This window comes from Kitasatospora sp. NPDC058046, from assembly GCF_042885595.1.
In the GTDB taxonomy this organism is placed as follows: domain Bacteria; phylum Actinomycetota; class Actinomycetes; order Streptomycetales; family Streptomycetaceae; genus Kitasatospora.
In genome coordinates this window covers 24,841-49,327 of sequence record NZ_JBHVRS010000026.1, presented here as the reverse complement: position 1 = coordinate 49,327, position 24,487 = coordinate 24,841, and the positions used below count along the sequence as shown (strand labels likewise).

Sequence of the window (24,487 nt, the reverse complement as noted above, 5' to 3'; positions counted from 1 at the left end):
GGCTCAGCCCTGCAGGGCCACCGCGAAGTACTCCAGCTCGGCGGCCAGCTCGGCCGGCACCTTGGCGTGCAGCAGGGTGCCCTCGCCGGTGTGCTCGGTGGAGAGCAGCTCGCCCTCGGCGTGCACCCGGGAGACCAGCGCTCCCTGGGTGTAGGGCACCAGGGCCCGCACCTCGACCGCCGGACGCGGCAGCTCGTCGTCGATCAGCCGCAGCAGCTCCTCGATGCCGGCGCCGCTGCGGGCCGACACCACGATGGCGTGCGGCTCGCGGCGCAGCAGGCGCTGGAGCACGTGCGGATCGGCGGCGTCCGCCTTGTTGATCACCACGACCTCCGGCACGTTCTGCGCGTCGACCGAGACGATGACCTCGCGGACGGCGGCCAGCTGCGTCTCCGGCTCGGGGTGCGAGCCGTCCACGACGTGCAGGATGAGGTCCGCGTCGGCGACCTCCTCCATGGTCGAGCGGAAGGCCTCGACCAGGTGGTGCGGCAGGTGCCGGACGAAGCCGACGGTGTCGGCCAGGGTGTAGAGCCGCCCGGTCGGGGTCTCGGCCCGGCGCACCGTCGGGTCCAGGGTGGCGAACAGCGAGTTCTCCACCAGGACGCCGGCGCCGGTGAGCCGGTTGAGCAGGGAGGACTTGCCGGCGTTGGTGTACCCGGCGATGGCCACGGACGGCACCTGGTGGCGCCTGCGCTCCTGGCGCTTGGTGTCGCGGCCCTTCTTCATGTCGGCGATCTCCTTGCGGAGCTTCGCCATCTTCTCGCGGATCCGGCGCCGGTCGGTCTCGATCTTGGTCTCACCGGGACCGCGGGTGGCCATGCCGCCGCCCGAGGAGCCGGAGCCACCGCCACCCATCTGCCGGGACAGCGACTGACCCCAGCCGCGCAGCCGCGGCAGCATGTACTGCATCTGCGCGAGCGAGACCTGCGCCTTGCCCTCCCGGGACTTGGCGTGCTGGGCGAAGATGTCCAGGATCAGGGCCGTCCGGTCGACGACCTTGACCTTGACCACGTCCTCCAGGTGGATCAGCTGGCCCGGGGTGAGCTCACCGTCGCAGACCACGGTGTCGGCGCCGGTGGCGGCGACGATGTCGCGCAACTCCTTCGCCTTGCCGGAGCCGATGTAGGTGGCCGCGTCGGGCTTGTCACGGCGCTGGATGACGCCGTCCAGCACCTGGGAGCCGGCCGTCTCGGCGAGCGCGGCGAGCTCGGCCATCGAGTTCTCCGCCTCCTCCAGCGTGCCGTCCGTCCAGACGCCGACGAGCACCACGCGCTCCAGGCGGAGCTGGCGGTACTCGACCTCGGTGACGTCTTCGAGTTCGGTGGAGAGGCCGGCGACACGGCGCAGGGCGGCTCGCTCGCTGCGGTCGTACTGGTCGCCGTCGTAGTGGTGGCCACGGTCCTCGTCGATGGCCGCGAGGTCCTCGTCCATGAGGGCTTCCGCCCGCAGACCGTCGAGGCGGCGCGGAGCGTCGGCGTGGTCGCGGGTGTCGAACGTGGAGGTCATTCTGTCCTTTGGCTGGCTGGTACGGGTGGCCTTCGGGGACCGCGGTGGCGGTCCCGTACGGAGTCTGCCCAGCTGCCGCCCCGGCTACCGTCCGGGCGGGGTGAGCTACCCCTCAGGTCCCCGGGTGCCCCCGGGCTCCTGTGCCCGGAGAACGCCGTGGACCGGCCGTGAATTCCCCATGATGGTCGCACGCCCGGCGCGGGCCGGTCATCCCCATTTTCCCCGGGACTGCGGCCCCTACGAACCCTCCGGGGCCTGCGGCCGGCTCACGTCGTACACCCCGGAGACCTTGAGCATCGCCCGCATCAGCCCGGGCAGCGCGGCCGGCTCGGGCAGTTCGACGGTGTAGGTGTGCCGGACCCGGGACTCCTGCGGCGGCTCGACCTCGGCCGAGACGATGCCGACGCCCGCGCCGGAGATCGCCGCGGTGAGGTCGGCGAGCAGCCGGGGCCGGTTCAGCGCCTCGGCCCGCAGGGTGGCCCGGTGCCCGGCCGCCGGCGCGCCCTCCGACTGCCAGCGGACCTCCAGCTCGGCCCGCCCGTCCGCGCGCATCCGCTCCCCCGCAGGGCAGCCGGTGCGGTGCACCGTGACCGCCCCGCCGCGGATCGGGTAGCCGGCCACCTCGTCCGGCGGCACCGGGGTGCAGCAGCGGGCCAGCCGGACCGACGCCCCGGGCCGGCCGGCCACCGCGACCGGGGCCGCCCGCCGCTCGGCGGCCGGGCGCCCGGGCGGGGCGGGCTGGCCGCCGGCCGGGCCGGTGCGGACCGCCGGCTGCCGGGCCGGGGGATCGGCCAGCCAGCGCTCGATGGCCAGCCGGGCGGCGGGGGTGCGGGCGTGCGCCAGCCACTCGGGGGCGGGGCCGGAGGGCGGTCCGCCGCCGGCCGGGAGGGTCTCGGTGAGCACCGCGATCTGGTCGCCGTCCTCCAGCACGGTGGACAGCGCGGTGAGCCGCCCGTTGACCCGTGCGCCGATACATCGGTGGCCGGTCTCCTCGCCGAGCAGGTAGGCCGCGTCCACGCAGGTGGCGCCGGCCCGCAGCTGAAGCGTTTCGCCGCTCTCCGTCACCACGGTGATCTCCCGGTCGCCGGCCAGGTCGGCGGTGAGCGCGGACCAGAAGGCGTCCGGGTCGGGCGTCTCCTGCTGCCACTCCAGCAGCCGGCTGAGCCAGCCCGGGCGGGCCGGGTCGGTGCGGTCCAGCTCGTCGGCGTCCTGGACGGCGCCGGCCGGGGACGGGTCCCCGAGCGCGACCACCCCGGTCTCGGCCACCTCGTGCATCCGCCGGGTGCGGACCAGCACCTCGACCACCGCGCCGCCGCTCAGCGCCACGGCGGTGTGCAGGGACTGGTAGAGGTTGAACTTGGGCGCGGCCACGAAGTCCTTGAACTCCCCGGGCAGCGGCGTCCAGCAGGTGTGCAGCTCGCCGAGCACGGCGTAGCAGTCGGCGTTCTCCTCGACCACCACCAGCAGCCGCCCGAAGTCGGCCGGCCGCGGCCCCTGCGGCCGGCCGTCCGGCCCGGGCACGGCGGCCCGCCGGAGCAGCACCCGGTGCAGCGAGACGCAGTGCCGGGGCCGGACGGTCACCTCGGCGGGCACCCCGCCCTCGGCCAGCTGGCGGGCCAGCTGCCGGGCGAAGGGCTCCAGCAGGGTGTCCGGCTCGGCCTCGTGACCGGTCATCAGGGCGCGGGTGCGGGCGTGCTCCTCGGGGTGCAGGGTGGCGAAGACGATGTCCTCCAGCTCCGCCTTGAGCACCTGGATGCCGAGCCGCTCGGCCAGCGGGATCAGCACGTCCCGGGTGACCTTGGCGATCCGCACCTGGCTGGCCGGCTTCATGTGCCGGATGGTGCGCATGTTGTGCAGCCGGTCGGCGAGCTTGATCACCATCACCCGGACGTCGTCCCCGGTGGCGACCAGCATCTTGCGGAAGGTCTCGGCCTCGGCGGCGGCCCCGAAGTCGACCTTCTCCAGCTTCGTCACCCCGTCGACCAGGTAGGCGACTTCGGGCCCGAACCCGGCGCCCACCTGGTCCAGCGTCAACTCGGTGTCCTCGACGGTGTCGTGGAGCAGCGAGGCGACCAGGGTGGTCGTCCCGGCGCCGAGTTGGGCCAGGATCATGGTGACGGCCAGCGGGTGGGTGATGTACGGCTCGCCACTCTTGCGCTTCTGGCCGCGGTGGCTGGCCTCGGCGAGCCGGTAGGCCCGGGCGAGCAGGCCGAGGTCGGCCTGCGGATGGTGCCGGCGGTGGACCCGGACGAGCGGTTCCAGGGCGTCCGGCACGGGCGGCCGGCCGGTGGCGAGCAGGGCGGCCCGCCCGGCCCGGCCGAGGGCGGCCAGGCCGAGCTCCCCGAGGGGCCGCCTGGCCCCTCCCTGCCGTACGGTCGTCGGCTGCCCCAGGGGCTGCCCGGCTTCGATGGTCATCGGCACCTCCGGCAACGGTCGCCGGGCGCCGCCCCGTCCGAGGGGGTGATCTCGACACCCCTCCCCATGGGGTGATCGACCCGGTGGTCCATGCTACCGAGCAGAGCACGTTCCGCGACGCCCTGATTCCCGTCCGCGACCGGTATCACCCGATCGGGGGGATTCATCACCGAACGAATTGGGCAAACCGGGCTGCCTGCCGCCGGGTCTGTCGCCCCGCGGACGCGGGTTCGAGGACGAGCCCCACCGGAGAGGGGCCCTAGCGGACCGACTCCCACCAGCTCCCGTCCAGCCGGCCCTCGGCCACGATCACCGCCGGCCCGGCCATCTCCACCCGGCCGTCCGGGTGCTCGGTGATGACCAGCCGGCCGCCCAGCACGTCCACGGTGTACGAGACCGCCTCGCCGGTGACCGCCGGGTCGGCGCCGTCCCGGCGGATGGCCGCCACCGCCACCGCGCAGGCGCCGGTGCCGCAGGACCGGGTCTCGCCCGAGCCGCGCTCGTGCACCCGCATCGCGACGTGCCGCGGCCCGCGGTCCACCACGAACTCGACGTTGACGCCCTCCGGGTAGGCGTCCGCCGGGCTGGTGAGCGGAGCGGTGTACAGGTCCCCGGCGTGGTCCAGGCTCTCCACGAAGGCCACCGCGTGCGGGTTGCCCATGTTGACGTTCAGGGCCGGCCAGCGCCGCTCGCCGACCGCGACCTCGATGCCGTCCGGCCCGGGCAACCGGGCCCGGCCCATGTCGATGGTGACGTCGCCGGGCGTGCCGTCCGCGGCGGCCCCGGCGACCTTCGCGGTGAGCACCCCGGAGCGGGTGGCGACGGCCAGTTCGCCCGGCTCGGCCAGTCCGGCCTCGACCAGGAAGCGGGCGAAGACCCGCAGGCCGTTGCCGCACATCTCGGCGATGCTGCCGTCCGAGTTGCGGTAGTCCATGAACCACTCGGCCCGGTCGGCCATCGCCGCGGCGGCCGGGTCGGCGGCGGCGCGCACCACGCGCAGCAGCCCGTCCCCGCCGATGCCGGCCCGCCGGTCGCACAGCGCGGCGACGGTCTCGGGACCGATCTCCAGCGCGCCGTCCGGGTCCGGGACGATGACGAAGTCGTTCTGGGTGCCGTGGCCCTTGAAGAAGGGGATGCCGACCTGCTGGGGGGAGGATGCGCTCACCCCTCCGATGGTACTGAGCCGCCGGGAGGCGCTCAGCGCAGGTAGGCGACCCGCCAGACCGCGAGCGCGCAGGCGGCCAGCGCGATCAGGGTGTAGACCGCGATCGCCTTCCAGCCGGCCCGCTGCCCGGAGCCCCGGCGCGGCAGCCCCGGCCACGTGTAGCCGGCGTGCCGGGCGGCCATCGCGCCCCAGCCCATCGAGGCGGCGGTGAACAGCAGCCCGAGCATCCCGACCATGGTGGCGCGCGCCCCGGCCGAGCCGAAGGCGAGCGGGAAGGCGAACATCAGCGAGCCGAGGGTGCCCAGCAGGGCGATCGGCAGCGTCTGCCACCAGCGCAGCCGGCGCAGCGGGCGGATCTCCCGTTCGTGCACCGCGCCGCCGGGCGGGGTGCGGGTGTCCAAGGCGGGCACCGCGGCCGCGTAGGAGGTCGGCGCCTCCAGGCCGGTCAGCACGGGCAGGTCGCCCATCGTCGACTCGTCGAACTCCTCGGCCGGTACGGTGACGCTCCCGCCCTGGCCGGATTCGGGGCCGGTACCCGTCGACACACGGCCTCCCCTGACAGTTCGACACGAGCGGACTCGCGGCCGGGCACGGCCGGCCCGTTCGGTCGACCCCTACGGCATCGATGATGGCATGTCCAGAGGGGCGTTCCGGGCCTGACCGGGGTCGACGGGTGATCCGTGGCCATCACGTGATCGGCCCGTGACCGCCGGTTCGTCCTGCACGGTCGCCTGCGCGCGCAGGTGCACCGCCGGATTGGCCGGAAACCCTTCCTACGCGGCCGGAACTCCCTGACGGTCGATCAGTTCCAGGGAGTGTTCCAGCAGCTCGACGGGGTCGGTGCCGGCCGGCCGGGAGAGCCAGTGGATCCGGTCGTCGCGGCGGAACCAGGACTCCTGGCGGCGGGCGAAGCGCTTGGTGGCCCGGACGGTCTCGGCCCGGGCCTCGTCCTCGGTGCACCCGCCGGCGAAGTGGTCGAGCACCTGCTGGTAGCCGAGCGCCCGGGAGGCGGTCCTGCCCTCCCGCAGTCCGACCTTCTCCAGCTCCCGCACCTCGTCCAGCAGTCCGGCCTCCCACATCCGGTCGACCCGCAGCGCGATCCGCTCGTCCAGCTCGGGGCGCGGCACGGCGACGCCGATCTGCACCGCCTCGTAGACGGCGGTGTTGCTCGGCAGGTTGGCGGTGAACGGCTGCCCGGTGATCTCGATGACCTCCAGGGCGCGGACGATCCGCCGCCCGTTGCCGGTCAGGATCGCCTCGGCGGCCGCCGGGTCCAGCTCGGCCAGCCGCCGGTGCAGCGCGTACGGGCCGGCGTGCTCCAGCTCGGCCTCCAGCCGGGCCCGCACCGTCGCGTCGGTGCCCGGGAACTCCATCTCGTCGATCGCCGCCCGGACGTACAGCCCGGAGCCGCCGACCAGGACGGGCGTGCGGCCGGCGGCGAGCAGCCGGTCGATCTCGGCCCGGGCCAGCCGCTGGTACTCGGCGACGCTGGCGGCCTCGGTGACGTCCCAGACGTCCATCAGGTGGTGCGGCACCCCCCCGCGCTCCTCCATCGTGAGCTTGGCGGTGCCGATGTCCATGCCCCGGTACAGCTGCATCGAGTCGGTGTTGATCACCTCGCCGTCGAGACTGCGGGCGATGGCGACGGCCAGGTCGGACTTGCCGGCGGCGGTCGCGCCGACGATCGAGATGACGCGCGGGGTACGGGAGCTGCTCACCGCTCCAGTCTCGCAAAACGGCCGGGCGCCCGCGGACCGGGCTGCCACCCGCCCGCGACTGCGCGAGGATATGACTGTTTCCCGGACACTTTCCGGCCGTTTCCCCGGTTGGGCCGGTTTGCGAACGCTTTGCCGAGCCCGGTCGTTGTGCGGGGAACAGCGGATGAAGGAGATCGCCATGGGTCTGATGGACAACCTCAAGGGCAAGGCCGAGGAGCTCAAGGACAAGGCCAGCGAGTTCGCCGGCAAGCACAGCGACCAGATCGAGAAGGCCGTGGACAAGGCCGGCGGCGCGATCGACAAGGCGACCAAGGGCAAGTACAGCGACAAGATCGAGCACGGCGCCGGCAAGGCCAAGGGCGCGGTCGGCGACTTCGCCCACAAGCCGAAGCCCGGCGACGAGGAGCAGCCCCCGCAGGCCCCGCGGTCCTGACCCGCAGGCCTGCCCCGCCGACTTGCTAGGACCAGGACGCCACGAAGTACCCGACCCCGTACGGCGCGTCTTGGTAGCCCAGCCGCCCGGTGAGGCCGGCGCCCTGCGCGGCGCCGGCCAGCACCTGCCAGGGTGCCCGGCCGTCGGCCTTGAGCTCGGCGGCCAGGCCCGGGTCCAGTGCGGCCAGGGCGGGCAGGTCGGCCGTGCCCAGGGCGGCGGCCAGCGCGGTGTCGAAGCCCTCGGCCCGCTCGTCCAGGTAGCCGGGCGCCTTCACCGAGCGGCAGGCGCTGCCGTCGCCGAGCACCAGCAGGGCGACCCGGTCGGCGAGCCCGGCCAGGCCCTGGCCAAGGCCGAGCATCCGGTCGGCGGGGGCGTCGGCGGGCACCGCGCAGGCGTGCGTGGGCAGGCCCACCCCGGCGCGCTCCAGCAGCCAGGCGCCGACGGTCAGCGAGGGGGCCAGCTCGGGCCCCTCGACCCGCTCGCCGGGCAGCTTGGCGACCAGCGGCACCCCGTAGCGGTGGAAGGAGCCGGCCCCGCCCTCGGTCCACACCTCGGCCGCCGGCCCGGTGCCGACCACCACGACCAGCTGCGGTCCGGCCGCGACCAGCGCCGCGAGCGCCTCGTCGCAGGCCGCGCGCAGGCCGTCCAGCTCGGGCGCGGCCCCGGCGGCGACCTCGGGGACGAGCAGCGGCGGACAGGGGCACACGGCGGCGGCTACCAGCATGCGGATCACTCTAGCCAACGACGACGGCGGCCCGGCGGGAGTGGATCCTCCCGTCAGGCCGCCGTACCGGGCACGGTGTCAGTCGCCGCAGCAGGCCCCGCCCGCCGGCGCGGCCAGTGGCAGCTCCGCCGGGGCGCCGATCTTCGGCAGGCCGAGCAGCACGCCGGCCGGCTTGGCGGCGGGCGCGGCCTGGCGCTTCTCCCAGGCGTCGCCGGCCCGGGTGCGGCGCACCGCGAGCGCGGGGCCCTCGGCGAGCAGGTGGTGCGGGGCGGCGTAGGTAATCTCGACGGTCACCGTGTCGCCGGGGCGCACCGGCTCCTCCGGCTTGGTGAAGTGCACGAGCCGGTTGTCGGGGGCGCGTCCGGAGAGCCGCCGGGTCTGGTCGTCCTTCTTGCCCTCGCCCTCGGCGACCAGGATCTCCAGGGTCCGCCCGACCTGCTTCTTGTTCTCCTCCCAGGAGATCTCCTCCTGGAGGGCGATCAGCCGGTCGTAGCGGGCCTGCACGACCTCCTTCGGCACCTGGTCCGCCATCTCCGCGGCGGGGGTGCCGGGGCGCTTGGAGTACTGGAAGGTGAAGGCGTTGGTGAAGCGGGCCTCGCGGACGACGTGCATCGTCTCCTCGAAGTCCTCCTCGGTCTCGCCGGGGAAGCCCACGATGATGTCGGTGGAGATCGCCGCGTCGGGCATCGCCTCGCGGACCTTCCGGATGATCCCGAGGAAACGCTCCTGCCGGTAGGAGCGGCGCATCGCCTTGAGGACGCGGTCCGAGCCGGACTGCAGCGGCATGTGCAGCTGGTGCATCACGTTCGGGGTCTCGGCCATCGCGGCGATCACGTCGTCGGTGAAGTCGCGCGGGTGCGGCGAGGTGAAGCGGATCCGCTCCAGGCCCTCGATCTGGCCGGCGGCGCGCAGCAGCTTGGAGAAGGCCTCGCGGTCGCCCAGGTCGGAGCCGTAGGCGTTGACGTTCTGGCCGAGCAGGGTCACCTCGATGACGCCCTCGCCCACCAGCGCCTCGATCTCGGCGAGGACGTCGCCGGGGCGGCGGTCCTCCTCCTTGCCGCGCAGCGCGGGGACGATGCAGAAGGTGCAGGTGTTGTTGCAGCCGACCGAGATGGCGACCCAGGCGGCGTACGCGGATTCGCGGCGGGTCGGCAGGGTGGAGGGGAAGGTCTCCAGCGACTCCAGGATCTCGACCTGGGCCTTGCGCTCGACCGCGGCCCGCTCCAGCAGCGCCGGCAGGTGGCCGATGTTGTGGGTGCCGAAGACCACGTCGACCCAGGGGGCGCGCTTGACGATGGTCTCGCGGTCCTTCTGGGCCAGGCAGCCGCCGACGGCGATCTGCATGCCCTTGTGGCGGGTCTTGACCGGCGCGAGCTGGCCGAGGTTGCCGTACAGCTTGTTGTCGGCGTTCTCGCGCACCGCGCAGGTGTTGAACACCACCAGGTCCGGGTCGCCCTCGGGCCCGGCCTTGACGTACCCCGCGTCCTCCAGCAGGCCGGACAGCCGCTCGGAGTCGTGGACGTTCATCTGACAGCCGTGCGTGACGACCTTGTAGCTCTTCAATCCGCTCTCACCGCTCACCAGACCAGGGTACGGGCAGCGGCGAAGGGCTTTTCCCGGAGCTTCCACCACCCGTTCCCCTCCCGTTCGGCCGGAGCGCCTGGCAGTATCCCTGCATGACCCCCACCACTCCGTACCGTCCCGGCGCCGCCGTCCGTGCCGCGGCCCGCAGCCCGTTGTGGCGGACGGTGCTGGTGCTGGTGCTGCTGGTGGCCGGGTTCGGCGGCTGGTGGCTGTCGGCGGGCCGCTCGCCCGGGTACCCGCGCGGCGAGGTCCGCTTCGCCACCGGGGTGCAGCGCGGCGTCTACGACCGGTACGGGCAGCTGCTCCAGGGCCACGTCTCGCGGGCGATGCCGGGGGTGCGGCTGGCCCTGGACAACTCCGAGGGCTCGGTCGACAACATCGGCCGGGTGATCGACGGCCGGGACACCTTCGCGATCGCCACCGCCGACGCGGTCGCCGACTACCACGAGCCCGGCAAGGAGAAGCTGCGGGCGATCGCCCGGCTGTACGACGACTACCTGCAGCTGGTCGTCCCGGCCTCCTCCCCGGTGCGGCGCACCGCCGACCTCAAGGGCCTGAAGGTCGGCGTCGGGCTGCCGCAGTCCGGGGTGAACCTGGTGACCAGGCGGCTGCTGACCGCCGCCGGGCTGGACCCGGACCACGACATCGTCCCGGTGCCGAAGGGCGTCGGCGAGGCCGCCGACGACCTGCGCGCGGGCACCCTGGACGCCTTCTTCTGGTCCGGCGGCCTGCCCACCAGCGCGCTCACCGACCTCTCCGAGCACGTCCGGATCCGGATCGTGCCGCTGAGCGACCTCGCCGAGGCCCTGCACAAGGCCGAGGGCGGCGGCACCGACGCCTACCGGGCGGCCACCATGCCCAAGGGCACCTACCCGAACGCCGAACCGAAGGACGCGGTCGCCACGGTGGCCGTGCCCAACCTGCTGATCACCCGGGACGACGTGGACCCGGGCCTGGTCGAGGGCATGACCCGCGCGGTGATCGACAGCCGGGACCAGATCGGCGCCCAGGTGCACGCGGCCCAGCTGGTCGACCTGCGCACCGCCGTCTACACCGACCCGCTCCCGCTGCACACCGGCGCGGCGCGCTACTACCGCTCGGTGAAGCCGTAGGCCCCGCCCCGGCGGCTACTTCTCCGGCTTCTCCGGCCGGGGCACCGCCAGCGTCACCGCGAGCCCGGTCGGCTTGACCGGCGCGAAGCCGAGCGTGCCGCCGCCGGCCGCCAGCAGGGTGCGGGCGATGGACAGCCCGAGCCCCGAACCGTCCACGTTCTGGTGCCGCGGGCTGCGCCAGAACCGGTCCCCGGCCCGGGACAGCTCGTCCTCGGTGAGGCCGGGCCCGGCGTCGGTGACGGTCACCGCGACCTCGTCCCGGCGCACCGCGACCCGCAGCCGCACCTCGCTGCCGGGCGGGCCGAACTTGAGCGCGTTGTCGACCACGGCGTCCAGGGCCGAGCCGAAGCCGATCGGGTCGGCCATCCCGATCGCCAGCGCCGGGCCGTCCCAGCGCAGCGTGATCCCGCGCTGCTCGGCCGCCGGCCGCCAGGCGTCGACCCGGGCCAGGGTGAGCTCGGCGAGGTCGGTGCGCTCCGGTTCGGGGCGGGCGTGCTCGGCGGTGGCCAGCCCGAGCAGGTCGTCCAGCACCCGGGCCAGCCGGACGCCCTCCTCCCGTACGCCGCTGAGCTCCTCCTCGTGGCCCTCGGGCAGTTCCAGGCCGAGCAGTTCGACCCGCAGCAGCAGGGCCGACAGCGGGTTGCGCAGCTGGTGCGAGGCGTCCGCGACGAAGGCCTTCTGCTGGTCCATGGCGAGCACCACGTGGTCCGCCATCTCGTTGAACGAGCGGGCCAGCCGCTGGAGTTCGGGCGGTCCGCCGCCGGGGGCGACCCGGGCGGCCATCCGGCCGGTGGCGATGTCGTGGGTGGCCCGGTCCAGGGTGCGCACCGGGCGCAGCACCCACTCGGTGAGCCGGACGGCGAGCAGCACGGCGACGATCATCGCGGCGGCCTCACCCGCGACGATCACCAGCCACTTGTGCAGCACCCGGGTGCGCAGCGCCTCGGTCGGGGACTCGCTCAGCACCACCGCGACCACGTCGCCGTCGCGCACCACCGGAGCGGCGACGATGATCGTCCGGTCCGGCGTCCACGGCCAGACCTGCGGCGGGTTGTGGCTGCGCCGCCCGTCCAGCGCCTCCTGGAAGGCCTGGGCGCCCCAGCCCTCGCCGGGCACCCGCCAGTCGCCCGGGGCGGCGGCGATCGCCACCCCGTCGCGCTGGAAGATGCCCAGGCGGACGCCGTACAGGTCGTGGTAGCGGCGGACCTCGGAGAGGATCGCGCGCTGCCGGCTGAGGTCGCCCGGGGCGGGTTCCGGTTCGCCCTTGCGGGCGGAGTCGGCGGCGCCGGAGGTGGGCAGGTCCTGGGCGAGGCGGGCGGCGTCGTCGAGCCGGTCGACGACGACCTTGGTCTGCTCGGCCGCCGCGACCGCCGCCGCGAGCGGCAGCCCCAGGGCGGCCAGGACGCAGAGCATGAGGGCGATCAGGATGCCGAGCAGGCGGGTGCGCACGTGCGGTCAGTGCTCCGCGGGAGCGGGGGCGGACGGGGCGGCGGCCGACGGGGCGGGGGCTGCGGGCGCCGGACAGTCGGGGATCAGCCGGTAGCCGACCCCGCGCACGGCCTCGACCAGTCCGGGCAGCGCCAGCTTGTTGCGCAGCGAGCCGATGTGCACCTCCAGGGTGCGCCCGTTGCCCTCCCAGCCGCTGCGCCAGACCTCGCTGAAGATCTGCTCGCGCCGGTAGACCACGCCCGGGCTCTGGGCGAGCAGCGCGAGCAGGTCGAACTCCTTGCGGGTGAGCGGCACGTCGCGGCCGTCCACGCTGACCCGGCGGCGCTCCCGGTCGATCCGGATGCCGCGGGACTCCAGCGGGCCGCGCTGCTGCGGCACGGTGTCGGGCGCGGGCACCGGCACCGCGGCGGGGGCGGCGCCGCGGCGGGCCACGGCGTGGATGCGGGCGAGCAGCTCGCCCATGTCGTACGGCTTGGTGACGTAGTCGTCGGCGCCCAGGTTGAGGCCGTGGATCCGGGAGCGGACGTCGGCGCGGGCGGTGACCATGATCACCGGGACGCCGCTGCCGGCCCTGATCCGGCTGCACACCTCGAAGCCGTCGCGGTCGGGCAGCCCGAGGTCGAGCAGCACCACGCGGTACGGCTCGTTGCCGTCCGGCACCAGGGCGTCCAGCGCCTCGTGCCCGCTGCGGGCGTGCCGGACCTGGAAGCCGTGCCGGCCCAGCACCGCGACCAGCGCGGCGGCCACGCGTTCGTCGTCCTCGACGAGCAGAAGTCGCATCCTGTTCTCCTCCTTCCCCCACCTGATCACCAGTGATCACCGGGCCGATCGGTCAGGTCCCGGTCCTGCGCAGTATGAGCCAGTGAACGGCCCGACGCCAGGTTCGACCGCGCACCGGGCCCGTGGGGGACGGGGAGCACCGGAGCGGATTCCCGCTGTGACATGCCCCGTCGGCGCCCGCGCGAACAGCGCGTGGGCGACGCGTGGCCGTTTCGTGATCCTCAAGTTCCGCTCAGATCGGCTGACGGCGAACGGTCACGGCTCCTAAGGTCGGCCCACCGGGGGCTGCGGCTCCGCCGGCCGCGGCCCCCGGATTCGCACCACCACTGCCTCCCAAGGGAGTTGAGACTTCTCGGGCAGGCGTTATTCGACGACAGAGGGAGCAGGCGCGATGACCGAGAGCCCGGTCGAGGACTCAACCACCGCAGCCGCCCCCCTGGTCGTGCTGAGCAAGGTCAACAAGCACTACGGCGCGCTGCACGTGCTGCAGGACATCGACCTCAGGATCGCCCAGGGCGAGGTGGTCGTACTGATCGGCCCGTCCGGTTCGGGCAAGTCGACGCTCTGCCGGACGATCAACCGGCTGGAGACGATCGACTCCGGCACGATCACCATCGACGGCCGGCCGCTGCCCGACGAGGGCAAGGAGCTGGCCCGGCTGCGCGCCGAGGTCGGCATGGTGTTCCAGAGCTTCAACCTGTTCGCGCACAAGACCGTGCTGGAGAACGTGGTCATCGGCCAGGTGAAGGTGCGCAAGGTGCCCCGCCCGCAGGCCGAGAAGACCGCCCGGGAGCTGCTGGAGCGGGTCGGCGTCGGCGCGCAGGCGGACAAGTTCCCGGCCCAGCTCTCCGGCGGCCAGCAGCAGCGCGTGGCGATCGCCCGGGCGCTGGCGATGAAGCCCAAGGTGATGCTCTTCGACGAGCCCACCTCGGCGCTGGACCCGGAGATGGTCAACGAGGTGCTGGAGGTCATGCGCCAACTGGCCGCGGACGGCATGACGATGGTCGTGGTCACCCACGAGATGGGCTTCGCGCGCTCCGCCGCCAACCGGGTGCTGTTCATGGCCGACGGGAAGATCGTCGAGCAGAACACCCCGGACGCCTTCTTCACCGCACCGCGCTCCGACCGCGCCAAGGACTTCCTCTCGAAGATCCTCCACCACTGACGCTTCGAGACCGGCGGGGCCGCCCCCCGGCATCGTCACCGGTGCCGGCCGGTCCCGCCGTGCAACGCCTTCCAGACGCCAGAGCCCGGTTGACACCGCGGCCCACCCCCAGGAGAACCCTCATGAGGACGTCCCGCACCCTCGCCGTCGCGCTCTGTGCCGTCGCGCTCACCGCCACCGCCGCCTGCGGCAAGGACGGCACCCCCGGCACCACCGCCGCGAGCAGCGGCGGCAGCGCCGCCCCGGCGCTGCCGACCTACACGGTCAAGACCGACGTCAAGGTCGACTCCGCGGTCCTCGCCGAGGCCAGGAAGCGCGGCCAGCTGATCATCGGCGCCAAGGCCGACCAGCCGAACCTCGGCTGGGAGGACGTCGCCAGCGGCGACCGCAGCGGCTTCGACATCGAGATCGCCAAGATGATCGCCGCCGACCTCGGCTTCACCCCGCAGCAGATCAAGTGGCAGACCCTGGTCTCCTCGCAGCGCGAGCCGGCCATCGCCAAGGGCCAGATCGACTTCTACGTCGGCACCTACAGCATCAACGACGAGCGCAAGAAGAGCGTCTCCTTCGCCGGCCCGTACTACATCGCCGGCCAGGACCTGCTGGTGAAGGCCGACAACACCACGATCACCGGCGCGGAGAGCACCGGCGGCAAGAACGTCTGCACCGCCACCGGCTCGACCTCGATCAAGAACATCCAGCAGTACAACCCGAAGGTCACGCAGTTCGACACCTACTCGGCCTGCGTCGAGAAGCTGATGTCCGGCGAGGTCGACGCGGTCACCACCGACGACGCGATCCTCAAGGGCTACGCCTCCAAGTACGCCCCCAAGCTCAAGGTGGTCGGCAAGCCGTTCACCAAGGAGAACTACGGCGTCGGCCTCAACAAGGACGACAAGGCGCTGCGCGACGCCATCAGCGACGCCCTCAAGGCCCACGAGGACAACGGCGACTGGAAGAAGGCCTACGACGCGACCCTGGGCGCCTCCGGCTCCGCCGCGCCGGACGTCCCGGCCCTCGAGCGCTACTGATCCACCCGCCGTACGTCGACTTCCCGACCATGAACTGAGAGGAGGGCCGCCGGATGGGGTTCCTGTTCGAGGACGACAACTTCGCGTTGTTCCGCGACGGCTTCCTACAGACGATCGAGGTGAGCGCGCTCAGCGCTCTGCTCGCCCTGCTGCTGGGCACCCTGCTGGCGGCCTTCCGGGTCTCCCCGGTGCCGGTCCTGCGCGCCTTCGGCACCGCCTGGGTCACGCTCTTCCGCAACACCCCGCTGACCCTGCTGTTCTTCGCCGTCACCTTCGGCCTGCCGCCGCTGGGCGTGCACTTCAGCCACCTGGTGTTCGCGGTGCTGGCGCTCGGCGGGTACACCGCCTCGTTCGTCTGCGAGGTGATCCGCTCCGGCATCAACACCGTGCCGCTCGGCCAGGCGGAGGCCGCCCGCAGCCTGGGCATGTCCTTCGGCCAGACCCTCACCCTGGTCGTCCTGCCGCAGGCCGCCCGGACCGTCCTGGGCCCGATGAGCAGCGTGTTCATCGCCCTGCCCAGGAACTCGGCGATCGCCGGCGCGTTCAGCGTCTCCGAGCTGTACAGCGCCCAGCAGACCTTCTCCGAGCGCGGCTTCTCGATCTTCGCCATCTTCTTCTGGGTGGCCTGCGCCTACCTGCTGATCAGCGCGACGATCGCCACGTTCTTCCGCTTCCTGGAATCCCGACTGGCGGTGGCCCGATGAGTGTTCTGAACCGCCAGGCTTCGGCCAGCGTCCTCTACGACGCCCCCGGCCCGAAGGCCCGCACCCGGTACCGCGCCTTCGGCGTCCTCTCGGTGCTCGGCATCGCCGGTCTCCTCTGGTACGTCTTCACCGCGCTGAACGACAACGGCCAGTTCGACCCCGACCTGTGGGACCCGTTCCAGTACAACTTCGTCCAGCAGATGATCCTGGACGGCCTGCTGGCCACCCTGAAGGCCTTCGGGCTGGCGGCGGTCTTCTCGCTCGCCCTGGGCGCCCTGCTCGCGGCCGGTCAGCTCTCCGACCACAAGCCGGTCCGCTGGTTCTGCACGGCCTTCACCCAGTTCTTCCGGGCGATGCCGCTGCTGATCCTGATCGTCGGGCTCTACTACGCCTTCTTCGCCAAGGAGTCGATGTGGGCGCTGGTGCTCGGCCTCACCCTCTACAACGGGGCGGTCCAGGCCGAGATCATCCGCAGCGGCGTCAACGCCGTCCCGCGCGGCCAGGGCGAGGCGGCGTACGGGCTCGGCATGCGCAAGACCCAGGTGATGACGTCGATCCTGGTGCCGCAGGCCGTCCGTTCGATGCTGCCCTCGATGATCGGCCAGCTGGTCGTCACCCTCAAGGACACCTCGCTCGGTCTGATCATCACCTACCAGGAGCTGCTGTTCATCGGCAAGAAGATCGCCAGCCAGCCGATGAACGCCGCGGGCTTCCCCTACATCCCCGTGGTGCTGGTGATCGGACCGATCTACATCGCGATGTGCCTCCTGTTGACCGCGCTCGCACGCTGGATCGAAGCACGCGGCCGTCGCGGCGCGAACCGGCGCACTTCGACTTCTGCTTGACGGACACGCAGGCGAACTGTTGCATTGCTCTTCGTGACACCTCCCGGGAGCATCCACGCGGCATATGCGGCAGCGGTAACTGACGCCGGCCGATCGGCCGGTTCGTGCCCGGAGGTTCCCTCATGGACCCGGTGATCGTGGTCGGGGCCGGACCGGTCGGTCTGGCCCTGGCCCTCGCCCTGGCCCGGCACGAGGTCCCCACCATCGTCCTGGACGAGGGCTCCGGCCTCTGCCCGGAAGGCCCGCGCAGCCTCGTCCTCGGCGCCGACACCGCCGCCTTCCTGACCCGGATCGGCTACCCGCGGGCCGTCTCGGACTCCGCGCTGTGGGACTCCTTCGCCGTCTGGCGCCGCCGCCAGGAGGTGCTGCGGATCGACCTCACCGACTCGCCCACCTACCACCTGCCCCAGCACCGCCTCCAGCGCGGGCTGCGCGACGCCCTGACCGGCACCCCGCTGATCAGGCTGGTCCCGCTCAACCGGGTCGTCGAACTCGAACAGGACCGGGACGGCGTCAGCCTCCGCACCACGGGCACCCAGGACGGCTCCGCCACCTGGTGGCGCGGCAGCCACCTGGTCGGCTGCGACGGCGCCAGATCCACCGTCCGCAAGCTCCTGAAGATCCGCTTCCCCGGCCGCCCGGCGGTCGACCGCAACGCCATCGCCACCGTCCGGGTCGACCTGCCCTTCGACGGCGCCCGGCTGCACCGCGAGCCCCCGTGGCGGGGCGACCGCGAGGCCTCCGCCCGTCCGCTGCCGGACGGCGTCTGGCGGCTCGACTGGCGGCTGCCCCCCGGCCGCCCCGCCGCCACCGAGACCGTCGACCCGCACGCCACCTGGCCCGGCATCGTCACCGGCGACACCCTGCTCACCCGGGTCACCTCCACCCTCACCGGCTGGTGCGGCGAACTGCCCCGCTTCGAACTGCTGGCCGCCGCCGACCACACCGCCCAGCAGCGGCTCGCCGCCCGCTTCCGCAGCGGCCGCTGCTTCCTGGCCGGCGACGCCGCCCACTTGCACGGCGCGCTCGGCATGCAGAACCTCGCGGACGGGCTGCGCGACGCCGACAACCTCGCCTGGCGGCTCGCCCTCGCCTGGCACCTCCACTCCGGCGGCCCGCAGCCCGGCGGCTCCCTGCTGGACGGCTACGAGGCCGAGCGGCGCGGGGCGGTCGGCGCCCGGCTGCGCGCGGTCGACCAGTCCATGCCGCTGCTGCGCCCGCTGCGCGGCTGGCAGCAGACCCGGCGCTCGCTGCTGGTCGGCGGCTTCCGCAAGCACGCCCCGCTGCTCGCCGACGGCCAGCTCGGCACCGGCCGGTTCGGCGGCGCGCCCGCCTACCCGGCGGCGCCCTCCGGCGTCCCGGCCCGGGTCCCGGTGCAGCGCGGCGCGCGCGGCACCACCTCGCTCAGCGAGCTGCTGCCCGCCACCGCCCCCGGCGTGCTCGTCCCGGACCTGCCGGTGCTCGCCGACGACGGCACCCCCGACCACCTGCACGCCCGGCTCGGCACCACCTTCCTGCTGCTGCTGGTCGCCCCCGGCACCGCCGTCTGGTCCTCCGAGCACTGGCTCGGCGCCGGCCTGATGCCCCGCCTCGCCGAGGTCGCCGCCGCGCTGCCCGTCCCCGCCGAGGTGCTGGTCACCGAGGACTACCCGGGCGCCGGGCCGCACACCGTCCTGCTGATCCGCCCGGACGGCCACCTGGTCGGCACCACCCAGGGGGCCGTCGCCGAGGACCTGCTCGCCCTCGCCGACCGCGCCCGCGGCGGCCCGGCCACGCTCGGCCCGGCCCCCGACCCGGCCGAGCAGCCCTCGCCCCAGCAGGTGGACTCCCCGAGCTGAGGCTTCCCCGAGTCGGGGGTCTCAGCCGGCCACCGCCGTGGCCCGGCTCTCGCGGACCACCGTCACCCGGATCTGGCCCGGGTACGTCAGCTCGGTGGAGACCTGGCGGGCGACCTCACGGGCGATCAGCTCCGCACCGAGGTCGTCCACCGCGTCCGGACGGACCATCACCCGCACCTCGCGGCCCGCCTGCATCGCGAACACCTCGGCCACGCCCTCGTGCGAACGCGCGATCTCCTCCAGCCGCGCCAGCCGCCGGACGTACAGCTCCAGCGACTCCTTGCGCGCACCCGGCCGGCCGCCCGAGCAGCCGTCCGCGGCCTGGGTCAGCACGGCCGTCACGGTGCGCGGATCGACCTCGTTGTGGTGGGCGGCGATCGCGTGCACCACCTCGGCGGACTCCCCGTACCGCCGGGCGAGCTCCGCGCCGACCGCGGCGTGGCTGCCCTCCGACTCGTGGGTGAGCGCCTTGCCGATGTCGTGCAGCAGCGCCGCGCGCCGCACCGGCTCCGGGTCCACCCCGAGCTCGGCGGCCATCATCCCGGCCAGGTGCGCGGACTCCAGCAGGTGCCCGAGCACGTTCTGCCCGTACGACGCCCGGTAGCGCAACGAGCCCAGGGTGCGGACGAGTTCGGGGTGCACCCCGTCGACCCGGGCCTCCAGCAGGGCGTCCTCGCCGGCCCGGACGCAGCTCTGCCCGACCTCCTCGCGGCTGCGCTCGTACAGGCTCTCGATCCGGGTCGGGTGGATCCGGCCGTCCTCGACCAGCTGCTCCAGGGTGAGCCGGGCGGTCTCCCGGCGGACCGGGTCGAAGCAGGACAGCTGCACCGACTCGGGGGTGTCGTCGACGATCAGGTTCACGCCGGTGACCGCCTCGAAGGCGCGGATGTTGCGGCCCTCGCGGCCGATGATCCGGCCCTTCATGTCCTCGTTCGGCAGCCGCAGGACGGTGACGGCGCTCTCCGCGGTCTGCTCCGTCGCCAGCCGCTGGACCGCCCCGGCGACGATGTCCCGGGCCCGGCGCTCGCCCTCCTCCCGGGCCTCGCGCTCGATCTCCCGGACGGTGACCGCGGCCTCCCGCCGGGCCGAGTCCTCGGCCTCCCGCAGGAGTTCGGCGCGGGCCTGCTCGGCGGAGAGCCCGGCGGCCCGCTCCAACGCCGCCGCCCGCCGGGCGACCAGCGCCTCGGCCTCGCCCCGGGACTGCTCCACCTCGGCGGAGCGCTCGGCCAGTTCGTCCTCCCGGCGGCGCAGCCTGCGCAGCTCCTCGGCCATGTCCTCCTCGCGGCGGGCCAGTTCGGTCCGCTGCCGGGCGGACTGCTCCTCGGCCCACCGGCGGGCCTGCTCGGCCTCGGCCAGCGCACCGCGCCGGGCCGCCCGGAGCCGCCTGATCGCCAGCCCGGCGGCGGCCACGACCACCAGCAGCAGGAGTGCGGCCGATCCGGCGACCGGCACCAGTGAGCCGCCCGGGCCGGTGCCCGCCGAGATCCCCATTCCCGCCCACTCCCCCGTCGCCGCGCGCGCCGCCGTCCGGAGGCGCCCCGGGCACTGAAGGCGAGGCTAGGTGGGGGTCACGGGAGGGTCAAGAGTTGACCTGGTCCACTCCAAGACACCTACAGAACTGCCACTACTCCCGACCCGACGGTTCACTCCACTCCTCTTCCAGCGCGCTGCGCACCACCCGGAACGCCAGTCCTTCGGAGTAGCCGCGCCGGGCCAGCATCCCGACCAGCCGCCGGGTGCGCACCTGGGCGTCCAGCCCTCGGGTGGACCGCAGCTTGCGCTCGACCAGCGCCCGGGCCGCGTCCGTCTCGTCGTCGTGGTCGAGCTGGGCGACGGCCTGCTCGACCAGGTCGGCGGCGACGCCCTTGGTGCGCAGCTCCTGGGCCAGCGCCCGCCGGGACAGGCCCCGGACGGCGTGCCGGGACTCCACCCAGGCCGCGGCGAAGGCCGCGTCGTCGATCAGCCCGACCTCTTCGAGCCGGGTGAGCACCGCGTCGGCGGCCTCCTCCGGGATCTCCCGCTTGCGCAGGGCGTCGGCGAGCTGCTTGCGGGTCTTGGCGGCGCCGGTCAGCAGCCGCAGGCAGATGTCCCGGGCGCGGGTCTCCGGGTCGGCCGACTCCTCGGCCTGCTTCCGGGAGGTACGGCCGGAGCCCTCCTCCCCGGGCAGCCCGGTGGCGGAGCGGCCCCGGCGCCCGCCGCGACGGGAGGCCGAGGCGGCCACACCCCCGTGACCGGCCGCCTCGCCGCCGCCGCGGCCGCTCTCCACGGCCGTCGGTGTCGAAGCGGGTCCGGCCGCTTCGGTCTGCTCGGCCTCCAGGGCCGAGCGCCGCCGCCGGCGGCCGGTGGGCAGCTCGGAGGCGGAGACCAGGCCGAGCGCCTCGACCGGGGTTTCCGCCGGCTCCGGCCCGGGCGCCGCGCCGCGCACCGCCCGGGTCGGAGCCAGGTCGAACTCCGGCTCGGCGCCGGATGCCCACTGCGCGGTGGACGGACGGCCGCGCCGGGAGCGCGAGGCCCGGGGCTTCGCGGCCACCGGCTCGGGCTCCTCCGCGACCGCTGCGAACCAGTCCGGCGGCCCGTAGTCGTCGTCCTCCGGGCCCGCCGGGCCGCCGCCCACCGTGTCGTACTGCGTCAACGGCTCAGGCCTTGGCCGCCGCCGTCTTCTTCGCCGCGGCCGTCTTGGTGGCGGTCGCGGTGATCGGCTTGGCCGCGCCGTCGGCGGCGGCGGCCTCGGCACTCTCCTCGGCCGGCTCCTCCACCTTCGGGCCGATGCCGAGCTTGCCCTTGATCTTCCGCTCGATCTCGTCGGCGAGCTGCGGGTTGTCCCGCAGGAAGTTGCGGGCGTTCTCCTTGCCCTGGCCGAGCTGGTCGCCCTCGTAGGTGTACCAGGCGCCCGACTTGCGGATGAAGCCGTGCTCCACGCCCATGTCGATCAGGCCGCCCTCGCGGCTGATGCCCACGCCGTAGAGGATGTCGAACTCGGCCTGCTTGAACGGCGCGGCGACCTTGTTCTTGACCACCTTGACGCGGGTGCGGTTGCCGACCGCCTCGGTGCCGTCCTTCAGGGTCTCGATCCGGCGGATGTCGAGGCGGACCGAGGCGTAGAACTTCAGCGCCCGGCCACCGGTCGTGGTCTCCGGCGAACCGAACATCACGCCGATCTTCTCGCGCAGCTGGTTGATGAAGATCGCGGTGGTGTTCGACTGGTTCAGCGCACCGGCGATCTTGCGCAGCGCCTGGCTCATCAGCCGGGCCTGCAGACCGACGTGCGAGTCGCCCATCTCGCCCTCGATCTCGGCGCGCGGCACGAGCGCCGCGACCGAGTCGATGATCACCAGGTCGATCGCGCCGGAGCGGATCAGCATGTCGGTGATCTCCAGCGCCTGCTCACCGGTGTCCGGCTGGCTGACCAGCAGGGCGTCGGTGTCCACGCCGAGCTTCTTGGCGTACTCCGGGTCGAGCGCGTGCTCCGCGTCGACGAACGCGACCGTGCCGCCGGCCTTCTGGGCGTTGGCGGCCAGGTGCAGGGTCAGGGTGGTCTTGCCGGAGGACTCGGGGCCGTAGATCTCGACCACGCGGCCACGCGGGATGCCGCCGACCCCGAGGGCGACGTCCAGGGCGGTGGACCCGGTGGAGATCACCTCGACCGGCTCGTTGGCCTTCTCGCCGAGGCGCATCACCGAGCCCTTGCCGAACTGCCGCTCGATCTGGGCGAGCGCGGTCTCAAGGGCCTTCTCGCGATCCGTACCTGCCATGGCTTTTTCCCTCGGGTTCTGTGCTGTGCGCTTCATCGTCCTCGACGCTAGCGCGTCCCACTGACAAACGGGCCCGGCCGGGCTCCGCCTGTGGAAAACTCCACGCCGGAGAGTACAAAGAACATCTGTTCGATTCAAGCGTCGCACGTCCGGGCCCCGCCGCCCCCGGAAACACCCCGGGGGCGGCGCCCCGGGTCACTCCCCGCGCCTCGCCCCGTCCCCGCCGACCATCCGGCGCAGCCGCCGGGCCGCCTCCCGGCGCAGCTCCCGCCGGGCCCGCCGCTGCTCGCCCCGGTCGATCCGCGGGTCGGTGGCCACCTCGTACCGCCGTACGTACGTCCCCACGAAGCCCTGGAGCGTCGCCGCCGCCGGGATCGCGATCACCGCGCCGACCGCGCCGAGCAGCGCCGCGCCCGCGATCACCGAGCCGAAGGCCACCGCCGGGTGCACGTCCACCGTCCGCGCGGTGATCCTCGGCTGCAGCAGGTAGTTCTCGATCTGCTGGTACACCACCACGAAGACCAGCACCCAGAGCGCGTCCACCGGCTTCACCGTCAGCGCCACCAGCACCGGCAGCGTCCCGGCCAGGTACGTCCCGAGGGTCGGCACGAACTGCGACATGACGCCGACCCAGACCGCCAGCGCCGCCGCGTACGGCAGGCCGAGCAGTTCGAACATCACCCAGTGCCCGGCGGCCGACACCACCGCGAGCAGCGCCCGGGAGTACAGGTAGCCGCCGGTCTTGGCGAGCGCGATCTCCCAGGCCCGCAGCACCTCGGCCTGCTTGGCGGGCGGCAGCATCGAACAGACCGTCCGGCGCACCCGCGGGCCCTCGGCGGTGAAGTAGAAGGTGAACAGCCCGACCGTGAAGGCCTTGAAAAGCCCGCCGATCACGGTGGACGAGACGCCCCAGGCGTTGTCGGCGGCCTGCTGGACGTAGGTCTCGATGGTGCCGGAATCCTTGAGCAATCGATTCTGCAACTCGCCCAGCGAGAGGTCCTGGTGGAAGGTCCGGTTGATCCAGTCGATCAGGTTGTCGACCAGGTGCGGCAGGTCCCCCGCGAGCTTCGCCACCTGGTCGACCAGCAGGGTGCCGAGCGCGGCGAGGAAGCCCACCATCGCGATCCCGACCGCCACGAACACCAGGAAGGTCCCGACCCCCCGGCGCACCCCCCGCGCGGCCATCCGGTCCACGGCCGGCTCCAGCGCCAGCGACAGGAAGAACGACACCAGCAGCATCACGAACAGGTCGATCAGCTGCCGGAACGCCCAGTCCGCGAACTGGAAGGCCCCCACCAGCACCAGGAACAGCACCATCGCCCGCGGCAGCCAACGCGGCATCCCGCCGCCCCACAGACCCCCACCCGCCGGAGCGCCCTCGGCGTCCCGGTCCGAATTCTTCTGTTCCGCGCTATTTGTCACCCGAACAGTCTGTCCCATGCCCCCGGGGGGCCGGCAGTCAGCGCAGCACCCCGGAGACGCCCTGGGTGTCGCAGACCACCCGCCAGACCTCCTTGGCCTCCCAGCCCGCCTCCAGCGCCTGCCGCACCGTCCGCCCGCCCAGCTCGCTCATCACATGGTCGGTCGCGAACGACTCCGCGTACCCCTCCCCGAAGTGCGCGTACATCCGTCGCCAGAACTCCGTCAGCCTCATGCCCCAAGTATCCCGGACCGGGCCCGCCACTCCCCGGCCGTCAGCGCGTACTCGACCTCGCCGTGCTCGCTGCCCGGGATCATCTCCGGGTAGTCCTCGTGGAACGTGCGGACGTACGACAGCCCGCTCTTCTCCATCACCCGCCGCGAGCCCGCGTTCACCGCCATGGTGTACGCCACCACCCGCTCCACCCCCAGCTCCGCGAACCCGAGCCGGACCAGCGCCCGCGCCCCCTCCGTCGCGTACCCGCGCCCCCACGCGGCCTGCCGCAAGCGGTATCCGAGCTCGACCTCCCCGCGCTCCCCCTCCCGCGTCGGCCGGAACTCGAACCACCCCAGGAACGCCCCGCCCGCCCGCTCCTCGGCCGCCCACCAGCCGAGGTCGCCGTAGCGCCGGTAGTGCTCCAGGTAGCGCGGCAGCAGCTCCCCCTCGACCCACTCCCGCGGACTCGGCTTCCCCCCGGTGAGGAAGCGCATCACCGCAGGGTCCCCGTCCAGCTCCACGAGCCGGTCCGCGTCCGCCGTCGTGAAGCGCCGCAGCACCAGCCGCTCGGTCGTCAGGAACACGGCCGCACCCGAATCACCCATGCCCCGATCCTCACCCCCGTCCCAC

Annotated in this window: 22 protein-coding genes; 7 read left to right on the top strand and 15 right to left on the bottom strand. The window is 73.5% G+C overall.

The annotated features are described in order from the left end of the window. Positions 1–3 precede the first annotated feature (3 nt). The 5 genes from hflX to miaA all read right to left on the bottom strand — a co-directional run bounded on the left by hflX (position 4) and on the right by miaA (position 6,804). Entirely contained in the window at positions 4–1,506 is a 1,503-nt protein-coding gene (hflX, locus tag ACFVU7_RS37275; RefSeq protein ID WP_049658942.1) for a GTPase HflX, read from the bottom strand. A 237-nt stretch (positions 1,507–1,743) separates the two neighbouring features. Then, positions 1,744–3,921 carry a RelA/SpoT family protein gene (locus tag ACFVU7_RS37270; protein ID WP_388050114.1) on the bottom strand — a complete coding sequence of 726 codons (2,178 nt, stop codon included), beginning with the start codon at positions 3,919–3,921 and terminating at the stop codon, positions 1,744–1,746. A 259-nt stretch (positions 3,922–4,180) separates the two neighbouring features. Continuing rightward, on the bottom strand, positions 4,181–5,086 hold the full coding sequence (gene dapF / locus ACFVU7_RS37265) for a diaminopimelate epimerase (RefSeq protein WP_388050111.1): 906 nt from the start codon (positions 5,084–5,086) through the stop codon (positions 4,181–4,183). Between the two features lie 32 nt (positions 5,087–5,118). Next, positions 5,119–5,631: a hypothetical protein gene (locus ACFVU7_RS37260; RefSeq protein ID WP_049658893.1), complete on the bottom strand. Its 513-nt coding sequence runs from the start codon at positions 5,629–5,631 to the stop codon at positions 5,119–5,121. A gap of 228 nt (positions 5,632–5,859) precedes the next feature. Further along, positions 5,860–6,804 carry a tRNA (adenosine(37)-N6)-dimethylallyltransferase MiaA gene (miaA, locus tag ACFVU7_RS37255; protein WP_388050107.1) on the bottom strand — a complete coding sequence of 315 codons (945 nt, stop codon included), beginning with the start codon at positions 6,802–6,804 and terminating at the stop codon, positions 5,860–5,862. Between the two features lie 163 nt (positions 6,805–6,967). Here miaA and ACFVU7_RS37250 point away from each other — a divergent pair, with 163 nt between their 5' ends. Then, the gene (locus tag ACFVU7_RS37250) at positions 6,968–7,237 is read left to right on the top strand and encodes an antitoxin (RefSeq protein ID WP_241853171.1); all 270 of its coding nucleotides are present in this window, start codon (positions 6,968–6,970) and stop codon (positions 7,235–7,237) included. A 25-nt stretch (positions 7,238–7,262) separates the two neighbouring features. Here the strand turns inward: ACFVU7_RS37250 and ACFVU7_RS37245 are convergent, their stop codons facing one another. Both ACFVU7_RS37245 and miaB read right to left on the bottom strand, forming a co-directional pair. Then, positions 7,263–7,961, bottom strand: a complete 699-nt coding sequence (locus ACFVU7_RS37245; RefSeq protein ID WP_117489707.1) for a class III extradiol dioxygenase subunit B-like domain-containing protein — start codon at positions 7,959–7,961, stop codon at positions 7,263–7,265. Positions 7,962–8,039: 78 nt separating this feature from the next. Further along, the gene (gene miaB / locus ACFVU7_RS37240) at positions 8,040–9,542 is read right to left on the bottom strand and encodes a tRNA (N6-isopentenyl adenosine(37)-C2)-methylthiotransferase MiaB (RefSeq protein ID WP_255357448.1); all 1,503 of its coding nucleotides are present in this window, start codon (positions 9,540–9,542) and stop codon (positions 8,040–8,042) included. Between the two features lie 95 nt (positions 9,543–9,637). Between miaB and ACFVU7_RS37235 the strand changes: the two genes are divergently transcribed. Next, positions 9,638–10,657: a TAXI family TRAP transporter solute-binding subunit gene (locus ACFVU7_RS37235; RefSeq protein WP_063780264.1), complete on the top strand. Its 1,020-nt coding sequence runs from the start codon at positions 9,638–9,640 to the stop codon at positions 10,655–10,657. A gap of 15 nt (positions 10,658–10,672) precedes the next feature. Here ACFVU7_RS37235 and ACFVU7_RS37230 read toward each other — a convergent pair whose 3' ends face one another. Both ACFVU7_RS37230 and ACFVU7_RS37225 read right to left on the bottom strand, forming a co-directional pair. Next, positions 10,673–12,106, bottom strand: a complete 1,434-nt coding sequence (locus tag ACFVU7_RS37230) for a HAMP domain-containing sensor histidine kinase (RefSeq protein WP_049655577.1) — start codon at positions 12,104–12,106, stop codon at positions 10,673–10,675. A 6-nt stretch (positions 12,107–12,112) separates the two neighbouring features. Then, on the bottom strand, positions 12,113–12,886 hold the full coding sequence (locus tag ACFVU7_RS37225; protein ID WP_388050103.1) for a response regulator transcription factor: 774 nt from the start codon (positions 12,884–12,886) through the stop codon (positions 12,113–12,115). A 391-nt stretch (positions 12,887–13,277) separates the two neighbouring features. Between ACFVU7_RS37225 and ACFVU7_RS37220 the strand changes: the two genes are divergently transcribed. From ACFVU7_RS37220 to ACFVU7_RS37200, 5 genes are all read left to right on the top strand, one after another. After that, positions 13,278–14,051, top strand: a complete 774-nt coding sequence (locus ACFVU7_RS37220) for an amino acid ABC transporter ATP-binding protein (RefSeq protein WP_049655580.1) — start codon at positions 13,278–13,280, stop codon at positions 14,049–14,051. 122 nt (positions 14,052–14,173) lie between these two features. Continuing rightward, positions 14,174–15,082, top strand: coding sequence for a glutamate ABC transporter substrate-binding protein (locus ACFVU7_RS37215; RefSeq protein WP_074005695.1), 909 nt, complete (start codon positions 14,174–14,176; stop codon positions 15,080–15,082). A 53-nt stretch (positions 15,083–15,135) separates the two neighbouring features. Further along, on the top strand, positions 15,136–15,786 hold the full coding sequence (locus tag ACFVU7_RS37210) for an amino acid ABC transporter permease (protein ID WP_049655583.1): 651 nt from the start codon (positions 15,136–15,138) through the stop codon (positions 15,784–15,786). Beyond that, positions 15,783–16,631 (top strand): amino acid ABC transporter permease, encoded by an 849-nt coding sequence (locus tag ACFVU7_RS37205; protein WP_074005696.1) that lies wholly within the window; start codon positions 15,783–15,785, stop codon positions 16,629–16,631. Before ACFVU7_RS37210 ends, ACFVU7_RS37205 begins: the two co-directional genes overlap by 4 nt. Before the next feature lie 122 nt (positions 16,632–16,753). Beyond that, on the top strand, positions 16,754–18,469 hold the full coding sequence (locus tag ACFVU7_RS37200; RefSeq protein WP_375877268.1) for an FAD-dependent monooxygenase: 1,716 nt from the start codon (positions 16,754–16,756) through the stop codon (positions 18,467–18,469). 21 nt (positions 18,470–18,490) lie between these two features. On the opposite strand, the gene rny is transcribed toward ACFVU7_RS37200, so the two are convergent. The 6 genes from rny to ACFVU7_RS37170 form a co-directional block, all read right to left on the bottom strand. After that, positions 18,491–19,960, bottom strand: coding sequence for a ribonuclease Y (rny, locus tag ACFVU7_RS37195; protein WP_375877269.1), 1,470 nt, complete (start codon positions 19,958–19,960; stop codon positions 18,491–18,493). 133 nt (positions 19,961–20,093) lie between these two features. Continuing rightward, entirely contained in the window at positions 20,094–21,101 is a 1,008-nt protein-coding gene (recX, locus tag ACFVU7_RS37190; RefSeq protein ID WP_387973916.1) for a recombination regulator RecX, read from the bottom strand. 4 nt (positions 21,102–21,105) lie between these two features. Next, positions 21,106–22,221, bottom strand: coding sequence for a recombinase RecA (gene recA, locus ACFVU7_RS37185; RefSeq protein ID WP_388050100.1), 1,116 nt, complete (start codon positions 22,219–22,221; stop codon positions 21,106–21,108). A gap of 195 nt (positions 22,222–22,416) precedes the next feature. Next, complete coding sequence (locus ACFVU7_RS37180; protein WP_388050098.1) at positions 22,417–23,643, bottom strand: AI-2E family transporter; 1,227 nt, start codon at positions 23,641–23,643, stop codon at positions 22,417–22,419. A gap of 37 nt (positions 23,644–23,680) precedes the next feature. Beyond that, positions 23,681–23,875, bottom strand: coding sequence for a DUF3046 domain-containing protein (locus ACFVU7_RS37175; protein WP_049659179.1), 195 nt, complete (start codon positions 23,873–23,875; stop codon positions 23,681–23,683). After that, complete coding sequence (locus ACFVU7_RS37170; protein ID WP_074005700.1) at positions 23,872–24,462, bottom strand: GNAT family N-acetyltransferase; 591 nt, start codon at positions 24,460–24,462, stop codon at positions 23,872–23,874. The genes ACFVU7_RS37175 and ACFVU7_RS37170 overlap by 4 nt, the downstream gene beginning before the upstream one ends. Positions 24,463–24,487: the final 25 nt, after the last annotated feature.